The sequence below is a fragment of the Psychrobacter sp. I-STPA10 genome, from assembly GCF_021012795.1.
GTDB lineage: Bacteria > Pseudomonadota > Gammaproteobacteria > Pseudomonadales > Moraxellaceae > Psychrobacter.
This window is the reverse complement of sequence record NZ_VFYU01000025.1, coordinates 36,369-50,886: the sequence shown is the minus strand read 5'-3', so window position 1 is coordinate 50,886 and position 14,518 is coordinate 36,369. Positions and strand designations below refer to the sequence as shown.

The window sequence follows — 14,518 nt, the reverse complement described above, 5'->3', positions numbered from 1 at the left end:
AAGAGGAAATGTTATGCTAACTCACAACCATGACTCAAAACCAGTAATTGGCTCATTAGCATCGAGCTTAGTAAACTCTCAACGTGGAGCAAGTGTCAGTGGGGTTGTCTTTATCATACTCACCATTGGTATTTTTTTAAAGCTTGCTGTTGCCATTCTTCCGGCACAAGTGGGTAACTATCAGTTTGAAAAAACAGTGGCGCAAGAGTTAAAAAAAGCCAATAATGACAATGAGTCCCCCAAAGAGTTTATGAGTAATTTATCGCAGCAGCTTAGTCTAAATGCGGATTACAGTAGTAAACCTGAAGATATGTTGAGGTTTACTAATGAGCAAAAAGGAAATTTGGCAGTACATACAAAGTATGAAGTCGTCAATAATTTTTTTGGCAATGTTGATATTGTCAATCGTTTTGAGAAAGACATTACCATGGCAGATGCTGAGTGATAGTATATAGTCTACCTACTATAAATTTACCACAAGGTATAGTAAGTCGGATTTTTTAAGAGACTATTTTTAAGAGGCTATTAATATTTTTTTCTTGTGTTAATTGTCTCTATTAATAAAAAGTTGTTTTATATGTCAATACACAAAATATCACCAAAAGCCATGCCAAGTCAGTCTTTTTATGACTTTGATCACAGCCTAACGGTGTTATCACAAAGTTTGGGTTATGTTTTTAAGGATAAGGCGTTACCTAAGCTAGCTTTAACGCATCGCTCATTTGATAGTAAGAAGAACTATGAGCGACTAGAGTTTTTAGGTGATGCATTATTGGGGATGATTATTGCAGAAGCATTGTATTTCCAATACCCTAATCAAAATGAAGGTCGCTTGACGCGTATGCGGGCAACTTTGGTGCGTCAAGAGTCTTTGGCAATCGTTGCCAAGCAACTATCTTTGAGTAATCATCTCATATTGGGTGTGGGTGAGCGTAAAGGCGGTGGACGGCAGCGGGCATCCATATTGGCTGATACAGTAGAATCTCTAATTGGCGCAATTTATCTCGATAGCCAGTGCATCGAAACCGTGAAATTTTGTGTATTATGCTGGTTTGCACCATTGATTGATAATGTCAATGATACGCAAGTATTAAAAGATGCCAAAAGTCGACTGCAAGAGTGGTTGCAAGGTAAGCAAATTCCACTACCTGTTTATGAGCTTTTAGAAACTCAGGGCAATGCACCCAATCAAATATTTGTTGTTTCGTGTCAGGTAGCATTGGATAATTGCCCTGATGTGATTGCATCGGGCGAGAGTCGGCGTATTGCTGAGCAAAAAACAGCAGAGATAATGATTAATCAATTAAATAAGCTATAGTTTGTCATATACTCCGCTTGTTCATTATCCTAAACTGAATTTATATGCTAAAAGATAATTTGCAAGTACACAATAATACAAATACCAATAATGATACTTAATATTGAGACAATATCAATGAATAATACTAATGACAGTGGACCAGAGTCAACTCCAGTCGATCATTCAGAGCAGGCTATTAGTGATTTTTTTGCTAATGAGGCACAGTCAGATTTAGCTAAAGATTTTAAGTCAGGCTATGTAGCAATAGTAGGTCGTCCTAATGTGGGTAAATCAACATTAATGAATCATCTGCTTGGACAAAAGCTGTCTATTACTTCACGTAAGCCCCAAACCACGCGTCATCGTATTCATGGCATATTAACTACAGCAAATATGCAAGCAGTATTTGTTGATACCCCTGGTATTCATGCGAATGAAGTGCGTATGATTAATGAGCGTATGAATAAAGCAGCAGCTTCTGCTTTGGTGGATGTGGATCTGGTATTGTTTGTGGTGGATTCTGACCAATGGCGTGAAGATGATTTATTAACTTTAGAGAAGATTGGACAGACAGATTTACCCGTGGTCTTGGTGATTAATAAAGCAGATACTATAAAAGATAAAGGCAGTTTATTACCATTAATTGAAGAGTTTCATGAGAGTTTTGATTTTGCTGATATTGTTCCTGTATCTGCATTAAAAAACCAAAATTTGGATCGATTAAAAGAGGTGATAGAATCACATCTGCCAGTTGGTGAACCTATTTATGATGTTGAGCAAATTACTGATCGTAGCGAACGCTTTTTAGCAAGTGAGATAATTCGTGAAAAAATCATGCGTCAAGCAGGCGATGAAGTCCCTTATGATTTAACAGTACAAATTGATGAGTTTAAAGATGAGCCTGCACACATTGATCCAAAAACTGGGCGTAAGCGAAAGGCTTGTACCTTTATTGATGCGACGATTTTTGTTGAGCGTAGTGGTCAAAAAGCAATTATTATTGGTGATAAGGGTCAGCGTATTAAACAAGTGGGTATGGATGCTCGTCAAGATATGGAGCAATTGTTTGATAAAAAAGTAATGCTAACTTTGTGGGTGAAAGTGAAACGTGGCTGGTCAGATGATGAGCGAGCACTCAGTAGTTTGGGTTATTAATTAAATAGATAACAATCTATACTATTGATAATTTGTTTATATAAAATGGATTTTGTCTAAATCAAACAGGTGATGCATAATGCGTAATGAAGCTTTAACAGGCTATATACTGCATCATCGTCCTTATCAAGAAAAGCGTGCCATTTATTATATTTTTACCCAGCAATATGGTGTGATACATGGTATTGGTAAAAAAGGTGCACCACTTTTTGTACCACTACAAATGTTTGCATCTGGGAAAAATGCATTAAAGACGCTGCAACAGATCAATATATCTAACTTGGTTACCTCTTTAGTAGGACAAAACCAATATGCAGGTTTATATATTAATGAGCTGACTTTGCAATTATTAGCCATTGAAGATCAGCAATCATTATTGTATCAAACCTATGAGACAACACTTGATCTATTAAGAGAGCCACTTGATGACATTGCACTGCGTTTGGCATTACGCCATTATGAGCAATGTCTGTTTACAGAACTTGGTTTTGCAATTGATTTTTTTCAAGATACCGAGGGAGAACTAATTTCTACAAATTTGAGTTATGTCTTTGACCCACAAGCAGGTTTCGTTAATATAGCTAACACAAAAATAAACAACGCTTATAACTTCTATAATCAATCAAAAAACAATGATGCATCGCAATATAAACACATACTTATTGGTAGCGATATTATTGCCATGCAGCAAGGGATTAAAGCAGAGTTAGTCTGGCAGTGGGGTGTTTTGCATCGACAGCTTATCGATTATTTATTCGATTATCAACCACTACAAAGCCGTATATTATGGCAACAGTTTGCTAAATATCAAAATTAATCAGGGGGCATAATATGAGCTATTCTAATTCATCTACATCAATACTACCTCTTTTAGGGGTGAATATTGATCATGTGGCTACCTTGCGCCAAGCTCGTGGTGAGAATTACCCTGATCCTGTACAGGCAGCGTTAATCTGTGAACAGGCAGGCGCAGATGGTATCACCTTGCATTTACGAGAAGACCGTCGCCATATTCAAGATGTGGACGTGTATCGTATGGCAAATTGCTTAACGACACGGATGAATCTTGAAATGGCTGCCACTAATGAGATGCTGGCGATTGCTTGTGATGTGAAGCCTGAGTGGGTATGTATTGTTCCAGAAAAAAGACAAGAGTTGACTACTGAAGGTGGATTAAATGTAGTAGCACAAATCACTGAGCTAACTGACATGATTAATGAGTTGCACACTGCTGGGTGTCAAGTTTCATTATTTATTGATCCTGAGATATCACAAATTGAAGCTGCGATTGCCTGTGGAGCTGATGCCATAGAGCTACATACAGGTCAATATGCACAAATGGTTAGCAAAAGCAGAGAGACAATAGCCAGCCATAATGTGAATACTGACAAGCAGATGATAGGTATTTATGATTTAATTGAAAAATCAGTAGAGTTAAGACAGGAGTATCAACGCATTGTGGCTGCTGTTAACCAAGCTCAACTGCGACAGCCGAAGCTATTAATCAATGCAGGTCATGGGCTGACAAGAGATAATGTTGCACCGATTGCCAATATAGTAGGCATTCATGAATTAAATATTGGTCATGCCTTGATAGCTGATGCTGTCTTTATGGGGTTAGAGCAAGCTGTACAAGCAATGAGACAAGCAATGCGCAGTCAACCGTAGTTTTTTTGTTTTTAATTAACTTTTAGTATGGTTAATAAAACTGATAGGTAGTATTTAAGTTGGGCAATCTGTTGCCTGAATCACTGGTGGTTTAAACTTGATACCGCCGTTTTGATTTAAAGAGATAAGGTATTTATTTGGATTGGTTGTTAAATCAGGGCAGTATTTGATGTGTCCATAATGACCTCGAGGTCGCCCAGTATCACCAAAAAATTTTATATAATGACGACCTAAACTTGCACGCAAAAAGGTATGTCCATAATCTAGATCTAGTGCTTGAATTGATAATAGAATATCTTGGTTATTATCATAGCGCTGATTATTATTAGTATCAGTAAAAACAATTAGGCGATCTGTGGCATTTTTATGACATAAGTTATTAGCATTAGCAAGGCACATAATCACATATTGATGACGAGTAAAACTTTCTACTTTAGCCACTCGCATTGCCGTTGTAATTTTATTGCGTATGTCCTTTGCCTCTAAGCGATACAATAAGCTAATAAAGCTAGGGGTAGCAATAGCAATGATAATACCCACTAAAATAATAGTAACCAACAACTCTACTAAGGTAAAACCAACAGAAGCGTAAGTTTTAGAATAATAAATCGTTGATAAATAAGGTTTTTTACGTTTAGTCATTTTAAATCAACAGTGTTAATATACTAATTAATAGTAAATGAAGAATATCTGTTGTGTCAACTAATGTTTTTTTTTAGTGAATTTTTTCTAATACGGTAGATGCAATAGATAAATTGTAATAAAATAAAAGTAAGCTGGTTGATAAGATCCAATTTCAATATGAATGGCTAATCTATCTATAACTAAAAAGATGTCATGTCTAATTTTAAGGTTACTTTTAACTTTGAATAGTTTGAAACTCACTAAATCAGACTCATTTTTTGATTTTGCAAAAACCCATATTTGTTATTAGATAAAATATATGTAAAAATAAATATCTTATTGATAATTTTGGTAACTGTACCTATTAAGTCGCAAAAAAGATGTTGTAAACTATGCCAATAGTCGCTAAGCTATGGCTTGATAAAGTAAATTGATTGATCAAATCATTTTGTAGCTATGTTTTGATAAGCTAGGAAGTGAAAAACGACTAATTTATCGAAGCAATTAAACTATCCTTTGGAGGATTTCCATGAAATTAAATAAAATCGCTTTAGCAGTGATTGCAGCCGCCGCCGTGCCTATGGCAGCAAATGCTGGTGTGACTGTCACTCCTATATTACTAGGTTATCATTACAATGGCCAAGCTCACGATGAGCAGCGTGATGTGTTACGTACCGGTAAAAATCTTTATGAAAATGCCAATGGGCAGAAAATTGATAACAGAAAGGGTAACTCTAATGGTGGCGTTACTCAAGAAAGTGGTTTGTACACTGGTGCTGCCCTTGGTATTGAATTAACACCATCTACTCAGTTCCAAGTTGAATATGGCGTGTCTAATACAAATGCTGAAGCATCTGAAGCATCCGCTAAAGCTGGTATTAACCGTTTTGATGCAGAACAAGAAACCATTTCTGGTAACTTCTTGATTGGTACAGATCAGTTTACTGGCTATAATACTAACTCATTCCGTCCTTATGTATTAGTTGGTGCGGGTCAGTCAAAAATCAGTGTAGAAAACCAACAAACATACACTACCTCTAATGGTGGCACAACCAAAACCCAAACTGGTAAGTCAGGACAGATTAAAGCAGGAACAGAAGTTGCTGAATCTAAAGACACTATCGGTAACCTAGGTCTTGGTGCTATGTATCGTGTAAATGATGCACTAAGCCTACGTGGTGAAGCGCGTGCAATCCACAACTTTGATAACAACTGGTGGGAAGGTATGGCACTGGCTGGTATGGAAGTTGTACTTGGTGGGCATCTAGCTCCTACCGTTGTGGTAGCACCAATTGATCCAGTAGAAGTTGAAGAAGTTGTAGTAGAAGAGCCAGTAGTAGAAGTTGAGCAACCTGTTGTTGTGGTTGAACAACCTCCTGTTATTCAAATTGAACAGCCACAGCCTGAAGTGGATAGTGATGGTGATGGCGTGCCTGATTCACGTGATGCTTGTCCAAACACCCCAACTAATTTAGTGGTTGATGCTAGAGGCTGTCCAAAACAAGTAGACGTGACTGAAGCGCTACAAATGGAACTACGTGTCTTCTTTGATAATGACAAAACAACTATTAAGCCTCAGTTCCAGTCAGAAATTGCTAAAGTAGCTGAAAAAATGCGTGAATATCCAAACGCAACAGCTAACATTGAAGGTCATGCTTCAAAAACTGGTCCTTCAGCGCGTTATAACCAACGTCTATCAGAAGCACGTGCAATGGCAGTTAAATCTATGCTAGCTAATCAGTATGGTATTGCACCAAATCGTATGACTACAGTAGGTTATGGCTATACTCGTCCTCTAGTGACCCCACAAGGTACACCAGAAGCACAAGTTCAAAACCGTCGTGTTTATGCTACCATCACTGGTGACAAAACTGTGACTGTTGATCAAACTAAAGATATGGATGTACAATAAATCGTTCATATAGATAGTGTAATAAATAATTAAAAAAAGCTGTCCTAGAGGGCAGCTTTTTTTTTGCAGGAATTTTATATAAATATTATTTTTTAGTGGTAATTCATCTATATAGAATTTACAGAAGAGGTAATAATTTATCAAAATTTATTAGTTTAAGAATTTATAGTCATTATTTTGTTGTATAAAGGTGCTATACTTATGCGCTTATAAATCTATAGATGGGCTTTTTTGATTGAGTGACACTAAAAAAACTCTCAATGATTGCCTGATAGAGATGCTATAACGGCCTGATTGTAGGTAAGGCACGATATATTTTTGGTAGTGTTTCAAAAAGTGTGGTTGTTTTTGATGAATCACCTTAGTTTCAGCCCTAGCCCCCTCCTTTTAGGAATTTCTATTTAAAGAAACTCCATTGAGAGGTTAAAATTGCACTGCAATTTTTTAACGCCTTTTAGGAGGGAGACAGCAAAACACTGTTTCGCCCTTGAAGAGCGTTAATAAATAGTCCAGTGGACTATTTTAGCGATGCAAGATGAAAAGCTGTGCTTGTCGTACAAGACAGGAGCTATGCTCACGTAGCAGAGGGTTAGGGAGGGGGGGCATACTTGCATAACTTTTTAGAACACTATCATATTTTTAATTTAAACCATTTTTAGAGTACTGGGTCATTTATGTCAAACAAAATCGAACATCTGCGTAATATTGCTATTATTGCTCACGTAGACCATGGAAAAACTACCTTAGTAGACAAGCTGTTACAACAGTCAGGTACATTGGGTGAGCGTGCAGGTGAGATTGAGCGCGTGATGGATTCAAATGCACTTGAGCAAGAGCGTGGCATTACTATTTTATCAAAAAATACTGCTATCAAGTGGTATAACCCAAAAGATGAAGTGGAATATCGCATTAATATCGTAGACACCCCAGGACATGCTGACTTTGGTGGTGAAGTTGAGCGTGTGATGTCTATGGTTGATTGTGTGCTATTGTTGGTAGATGCGGTTGATGGTCCAATGCCACAAACCCGTTTTGTCACTCAAAAAGCATTTGAAAAAGGCTTAAAGCCAATTGTCGTCATTAATAAAGTCGATCGTCCGGGTGCACGTACTGATTGGGTAATGGATCAAGTTTTTGATTTATTTGATAATTTGGGTGCAACAGATGCACAGTTAGATTTCCCAATTGTATACGCTTCTGCACTTAATGGTGTGGCTGGATTAGAGCCAGATCAATTGGCAGATGATATGACACCACTATTTGAAACCATTGTCGATATTGTTGAGCCACCTAAGGTTGATGTTGATGGCCCATTTCAGATGCAGGTTTCAAGTTTAGACTATAATAGCTTTGTTGGCGTTATTGGTATTGGTCGTATTCAGCGTGGTTCAATTAAAACAAATACTCCTGTTACTGTGATTGATAAAGAAGGTAATAAGCGTAATGGTCGTATTTTAAAAATCATGGGCTATCATGGTTTAGATCGCATTGATGTTGATACTGCTCAGGCTGGTGAAATTGTGTGTATTACGGGTATCGATGCGCTTAATATTTCAGATACTATTTGTGATCCGAGTGCCGTTGAAGCTTTGCCACCCTTGACGGTGGATGAGCCAACGGTATCGATGACTTTCCAAGTGAATAATTCACCATTTGCTGGTCGTGAAGGTAAATTTGTGACGTCACGCAATATCCGTGAGCGTCTAGAGCGTGAATTGATTCATAACGTTGCATTACGTGTGGAAGATACAGATTCTCCTGAGAAGTTTAAAGTTTCGGGTCGTGGTGAGCTGCATTTATCTGTATTGATTGAAAACATGCGCCGTGAAGGTTATGAGCTTGGTGTGTCTCGTCCTGAGGTTATCGTCAAAGAAGTTGATGGTAAGCTACAAGAGCCTTATGAAAATGTTATTTTTGATATTCAAGAAGAGCATCAAGGCGCGATTATGGAACAAGTTGGTCTGCGTAAGGGTGAGATGACCGATATGCAGCTTGATGATAAAGGTCGTATGCGTATTGAAGCGACCATGCCGGCGCGTGGTTTGATTGGTTTTCGTTCAGACTTTTTAACCATGACTTCTGGTACAGGTATCTTGACCTCTAGTTTCTCTCATTATGGTCCACAAAAAGTGGGTGATGTGGGTGGACGTACTAATGGTGTCTTGGTATCAATGACCAATGGTACCTGTTTGGGTTATGCGCTATTTAACTTACAAGAGCGTGGTAAATTGTTTGCAGAGCCTCAGCTTGAAGTTTATGAGGGTATGATTATTGGTATCAACTCCCGTGGAGATGATATGGTGGTCAATCCTACCAAAGCTAAGCAGTTGACCAACGTACGTGCTAGTGGTACAGATGAGGCGTTGACGCTTGTACCAGCAATTAAACTGACTTTAGAACAGGCTCTTGAGTTTATTGAAGACGATGAGTTGGTCGAAGTAACGCCTAAATCAATCCGTTTGCGTAAGCGTTATTTGAGCGAAAGTGAACGTAAACGTCATGGTCGTAAGAAAGAAGCATAAGTAGTAAAATATAAACCGTAGTGAAACATAGTAATTGTAAATTGTAAAAGGAGTCTAGCAGTGCAGGCTTGATTTACAATAAATTACTATTTAGTAGATAATATTTTATAAAATACATCATCAACATTTGTTTTTAATTTGTGTTGATATGCTAAGGATTAATGAAGCAGCCGTTGCTAGGTTGGTTTGTTAATCCTTTTTTTATGTTTTAAGATATTATAGGCAGTAAAATCATTCAAAGAGAGGTAGCTCTTCTAACAGAACAGATAGGTCTAGTAGATTGGCAGTACAAGTGAGATACAATGAAGCTGCTTATATATAGTTGGCTTAGATTGAGTTTGGAGACTTACTTTTCGAGTTGATTTGTATATTTTAATAATTACTTACTATAATATTAATAATTAAAAAATTTGAGGAAAGAATATGAGTATGATGTCTGAGTTTAAAGAATTTGCCCTTAAAGGCAATGTCATGGATTTGGCAGTTGGTGTGATTATTGGTGGCGCATTTAGCACCATCACTAACTCTTTAGTAGAAGATATCATTATGCCAATAGTAGCTTTTATAGCGGGTGGCGAGATAAACTTCCAAAATATGTTTATTGTCATGGGAGATATTCCAGAAGGTGTTGCCAGAAGTTATGATGCACTTAAAGAAGCAGGTGTCCCAGTATTGGCTTATGGTAATTTTATTACTGTCGTCATTAACTTTATTATTTTAGCTTTTATCATCTTTATGATGGTGCGTTTTGTCAATCGTTTACGCCGTCAAGAAGAAGCTGTGCCAGAAGCTCCAGCACAGCCTTCAGAAGAAGTGTTATTATTGCGTGAGATTAGCAGTAAGCTTAGCAAATAGTTTGAGTGAAGAATACAAATATCGTAATTCAAAATCAAAAAATGCTAACTTTATAGTTAGCATTTTTTTTACTATTATTATGAGCTGGTTAATTAAGCTGAAGTATTATTGTGGTAAAACCACCACATTGTCATTAGTATTAATCAAGACCTCAGATGGTTGATCGACGACGATACGAACAATATTACTATCATCTGCTGCTTGAGTTTTATAATAGTTATCTTCAGCAACGGAGCATCCCAAGCAGCGTTCCATTGCTTGCCACGGCTCTACTACCAGTTTTTGTTGTGCTTGCTCAGGATTACCACCTGCGATAGAAAAAGGCAAGCTAACCACATAAGCGGCAGTGCCTGCAACCGCAGCAATAAACTGTAATGGTTTACCCACAACTGTATCAACGACCATGGTGTCATAGGTAGGTCCAAAGTCAGTTTCATCTATTTCAATAGCGGCTGTGGCAGGTAGGATGGTAGCCATTATAAGACTCAATCCTGCAATTATCATACTAAGAGGACGTTGTTGGCGCATGGGTAATCCTTAAATTTGTCTTTATAAGTTATGGGATATTTGACTGTGCTATATCAATATTTAATATATATTTAGGGTTATTAAAACAAGTTCGGCACAGATAATCAAGTGGATTTGAGGTTTATTGCTTAGCCTTTTTATCATAAGGCTGACAATTTGGACAAAAAGTACTACTACGTCCGGTAATATTAACTTTTTCAATGGTTTCACCGCAGATGGGGCAGGGTTGGTTATACTTGCCATAGACATGTAGTGTTTGTTGAAAATAACCTGTTTGACCATTTGCGACGCTAAAGTCTTTCAGGCTAGAGCCACCTTGCTGAATGGAGGTATTTAATACGTTTTTGATGTGTTCAATTAACAGTTTGAGCTGAATTTTTGTCAGTTGATTTGCAGGTGTGAGTGGGTGAATATGAGATAAAAATAGGCTTTCGGTTGCATAAATATTGCCGACACCGACCACATATTTTTGATCCATAATTACTGCTTTAATAGGACGAATCACTGCTCGTTTTTTTGGTGGGTTTGGATGAATGTTATGATATAGATATTCGGCATTAAAGCCATCTGTGAGTGGTTCTACACCAAGATGGGATAGTAACTTATCTGCATAATCTTCATACCACACGATCGCTCCAAAGCGTCTAGGGTCATGATAATGCAGTTGTATGGGTTGATTTTGTGAGTTACTAAATTCAATAATGACATGGTCATGTTTGCGTTTTTTGCTTTGCCATGTATATTGTTGTAAGCTGCCCGACATACCTAAATGGATAATTAGTTTTTTTTCATTCACTGTTAATGGTGATGTTTTGGCATTGTTTGTTGCTTGTGTATCTATACTACAAGATGGTTCTTTAATAAATGTTAGGATTAAATATTTTGCTCGGCGTTCTACTTTTTTGAGGTGATAGCCAATGAGGCTGTCAAGATCATTGGCAACCGCCCAGCGTAGTTTTTTGCAATGCACATGAATACCAGTAACCGTGTTGCCTAGCAAGGGAGTAAGACTGGTTTTTGTTGTTTCAACTTCTGGCAGCTCTGGCATAAATTATCAGATACTCACTATTTTAATTTTGGTTGTTTTGGCAACTGCCTATTCACTATTCATTATTCATTATTTACTATGTTAATTATCAACTAACTATCAGTAATTACTATGATCATCATACTGCACGTCTAGCATGTAGAACACCGGGTTGCTGTTCAAGTTTTGCCAATAGCTTAGAGAGTTGTGACAAGCCAGTGATTTCAATTTTAAATTTAAGAAAAGCTATGTTGTCGTCATCACTACGAGTGTCTACGCCACGTATATTCACATTTTCATTATCAATCACTTGGGTTAAGTCTCGTAGTAATCCTCGTCGATCATAGGCTTCGATACAAATTTCGACAGGTTGATAATTGGTATTTTGAGAAATCCAAGCTGCCCGTACTTCTCTTTGTGGTTCACGCTCAATAAGCCGCGCATATTCAGGACAACCCCTATTATGGATACTGACACCGTTACTTAAGGTGACAAAGCCTGCAATGGGTTCTCCATGTATGGGTTGGCAGCAATTGGCAAGGCGCAATTCTATGTTATCAAGCCCATCGACTTGTATTTTATAGGCATCTAGCTTTCCTGTCGCTTTTGGGTGCACACTGGGCGTATATTCTTGTATATCATGATCTGGGGCTAAATCAAGCTCACGTGAAATATGTGCAGTCAGTTGATGGATACCAATATCACCTGTGACCAGCCCAACCAATATGTCATCGGCATTATTAGCATTAAAATATTGTGTGTAGTTGTTGAGATTGACACTATTGGGATGCACTGATAAACGCCCCAACTCTTGTGCCAACATTTGCTTACCAATCTCTAGATTTTTATCACGGTCTTGTTTGTTAAACCATTGTCTGAGCTTAGATCGTGCTCGACTGGTATGAATATAGCCTAAAGAGGCAACTAGCCAATCACGATTGGGCTCACGAGAGGATTTGGTAATAATTTCTACTTGCTCCCCCGTTTTGAGTTGATAAGTTAGCGGTACATAGCGTTGATTGACACGGGCAGCTTGGGCACGGTTACCGACTTGCGTGTGCACATAGTAGGCAAAATCAAGCACGGTTGCCCCTTTGGGCAGCTCTGTAATATCACCATCTCGACTAAATACATAGATACGTTCAAACTCACTAAAATCAACCAGTTGTTCTTCTTCATCTATCTCATGTAGGGTTTCTTTAGTAATATCTGTTTGAGTATCAATATCGGTGCTAAGGGTTTTATTTTCACTACCAGCCAGTAGTAATTGCCGCAATGAGCTTATTTTTTTATTGATATATTGGTCTTTTTTATTTTTTAATCCTTCTTTGTAGTTGACATGGGCGCACATACCCAGCTCAGCTTCAAAGTGCATATCATGAGTGCGGATTTGAATTTCAAGTGATTTATTTTCTGCAATGACTGCGGTATGTAAGGAGCGATAGCCATTAGACTTCGGGTTAGTAATATAGTCATCAAACTGATCGGGAATATGCCGCCATAATCCGTGCACCAACCCCAATACATGGTAGCATTCGGCGGTGGTGTCAACCAATACTCTAAGCGCACGAATATCATAAAGCTGCCCAAAAGACAGTCCTTTTAGTTTCATCTTGCGATAAATAGAGTAGATGTGTTTGACTCGTCCATTGACTTCCGCTTTGACACCTTCTTGAGCTAGTACTTGTACCAACTGTTGTTCAACACGCTCAATATATGCTTCGCGCTCACTACGTTTTTCTGATAATAATTTGGCAATTTCTTTGTAGCGATCTGGTGCAAGATAACGAAATGCTAAGTCTTCTAGTTCCCATTTTATCTGTGCAATACCCAAGCGGTGTGCTAGTGGGGCATAGATGGTCATGACCTCACGAGCAACTCGTTGTTGCCGCTCAGCACTGGCAAAAGACAACTCTCGCATGGCAAAGGTGCGTTCAGAAAGCTTGATAAGTACCACACGCACATCATTAGTCATTGAGATGAGCATGCTATAGATATTTGAAAGCTGCTCTCGTTGATTATTAGCAAAATGATCTTCAAGACGTTTGTTATTTTCTATGCTGTCAGATAAGCGTCCCATTGCTAAGGTATCATCTATTAATTTGACGATATCCTCACCAAAATACTGTTTTATCTGTGGTATTGTTAATAGATCAGTACGGGCAGCTCGATAGAGCATGGCAGCAACCAACGCATCTTCATCTTGATATAAATAGGTGAGGATATCCGTCACCCCAATACCCGTTAAATAGGCACTGGATCGTTGTGAGTCGGTCATGTCGGAGTGGGTTTGGATCAGCTCACAAGCTTTGGCAAGTTTTGGTAGATTTGGTAGGTTAATACGTTGTGCAACTGCATCTAGCCAAGCGGGTAGATCTATATTAATTTCTTGATCTGCTCCTTGATTGCTACTATTTGAATCAATTGTGGTTTTTTCTACAGATTCGGATAAAGCAGCGTAAGATGAGTTGCCTTCAGGCAAAAGAATGGACTGTTCAAGTAGGTTGAGTGCTCTTGAGCGGTCTGCCTCAGTATTGAGTTTGATGGTACTGAGTTGTTTTTTGACGTCTTCATTTATGTAGTGGACATTATCAGGTTGTTGCTTACGCTCTCGCTGCGAAGCAATGACTTGTGCGGCAAGGCTGGCACTATCCTCCGAGGTGGTTTGCCCATCAATAAGAGGAAGTCCTTCCCGTATTTTGACCACACTATTCTCCCTTTAGTTTACTTTGTATAAATACTTGTTAACAGTCGCTCCATGAGTCATTTTACTGATATTAATGAGCTAAAACAAACCTAATTCAATGTCACTATATATATTTTAATATGGCATATAGTTTAAAAGTTTGTTAAGGTATTTTATGTAGTATATAGACTCATCATGAATTTTAAAGTATTAAAGATATATAATCATTAATTGCTATTTT

12 protein-coding genes are annotated in these 14,518 nt (G+C 38.0%); 8 read left to right on the top strand and 4 right to left on the bottom strand.

From position 1 onward, the window contains the following. Positions 1-13 precede the first annotated feature (13 nt). From FHK89_RS12025 to FHK89_RS12005, 5 genes are all read left to right on the top strand, one after another. Positions 14-445 (top strand): DUF4845 domain-containing protein, encoded by a 432-nt coding sequence (locus tag FHK89_RS12025; RefSeq protein WP_230660712.1) that lies wholly within the window; start codon positions 14-16, stop codon positions 443-445. Positions 446-607: 162 nt separating this feature from the next. After that, entirely contained in the window at positions 608-1,318 is a 711-nt protein-coding gene (gene rnc, locus FHK89_RS12020) for a ribonuclease III (RefSeq protein ID WP_230660938.1), read from the top strand. 117 nt (positions 1,319-1,435) lie between these two features. After that, positions 1,436-2,455, top strand: a complete 1,020-nt coding sequence (era, locus tag FHK89_RS12015; protein WP_230660709.1) for a GTPase Era — start codon at positions 1,436-1,438, stop codon at positions 2,453-2,455. Positions 2,456-2,534: 79 nt separating this feature from the next. Beyond that, complete coding sequence (gene recO / locus FHK89_RS12010) at positions 2,535-3,272, top strand: DNA repair protein RecO (RefSeq protein WP_230660706.1); 738 nt, start codon at positions 2,535-2,537, stop codon at positions 3,270-3,272. Between the two features lie 14 nt (positions 3,273-3,286). Next, a complete protein-coding gene (locus tag FHK89_RS12005) occupies positions 3,287-4,123 on the top strand; it encodes a pyridoxine 5'-phosphate synthase (RefSeq protein ID WP_230660703.1) in 837 nt (278 codons plus the stop codon). Positions 4,124-4,177: 54 nt separating this feature from the next. On the opposite strand, the gene FHK89_RS12000 is transcribed toward FHK89_RS12005, so the two are convergent. Beyond that, a complete protein-coding gene (locus FHK89_RS12000) occupies positions 4,178-4,765 on the bottom strand; it encodes a pilus assembly FimT family protein (protein ID WP_230660700.1) in 588 nt (195 codons plus the stop codon). 511 nt (positions 4,766-5,276) lie between these two features. Here FHK89_RS12000 and FHK89_RS11995 point away from each other — a divergent pair. From FHK89_RS11995 to mscL, 3 genes are all read left to right on the top strand, one after another. After that, entirely contained in the window at positions 5,277-6,659 is a 1,383-nt protein-coding gene (locus FHK89_RS11995; protein ID WP_230660697.1) for an OmpA family protein, read from the top strand. A gap of 674 nt (positions 6,660-7,333) precedes the next feature. Continuing rightward, positions 7,334-9,181 carry a translational GTPase TypA gene (gene typA, locus FHK89_RS11990; RefSeq protein WP_230660694.1) on the top strand — a complete coding sequence of 616 codons (1,848 nt, stop codon included), beginning with the start codon at positions 7,334-7,336 and terminating at the stop codon, positions 9,179-9,181. A gap of 423 nt (positions 9,182-9,604) precedes the next feature. Beyond that, the gene (gene mscL / locus FHK89_RS11985; protein WP_230660691.1) at positions 9,605-10,036 is read left to right on the top strand and encodes a large conductance mechanosensitive channel protein MscL; all 432 of its coding nucleotides are present in this window, start codon (positions 9,605-9,607) and stop codon (positions 10,034-10,036) included. 105 nt (positions 10,037-10,141) lie between these two features. On the opposite strand, the gene FHK89_RS11980 is transcribed toward mscL, so the two are convergent. The 3 genes from FHK89_RS11980 to FHK89_RS11970 form a co-directional block, all read right to left on the bottom strand. Further along, on the bottom strand, positions 10,142-10,564 hold the full coding sequence (locus tag FHK89_RS11980; RefSeq protein WP_230660689.1) for a hypothetical protein: 423 nt from the start codon (positions 10,562-10,564) through the stop codon (positions 10,142-10,144). Between the two features lie 121 nt (positions 10,565-10,685). After that, the gene (mutM, locus tag FHK89_RS11975; RefSeq protein WP_230660687.1) at positions 10,686-11,612 is read right to left on the bottom strand and encodes a bifunctional DNA-formamidopyrimidine glycosylase/DNA-(apurinic or apyrimidinic site) lyase; all 927 of its coding nucleotides are present in this window, start codon (positions 11,610-11,612) and stop codon (positions 10,686-10,688) included. 118 nt (positions 11,613-11,730) lie between these two features. Further along, a complete protein-coding gene (locus tag FHK89_RS11970; RefSeq protein ID WP_230660684.1) occupies positions 11,731-14,298 on the bottom strand; it encodes a RelA/SpoT family protein in 2,568 nt (855 codons plus the stop codon). Between the last annotated feature and the right edge of the window lie 220 nt (positions 14,299-14,518).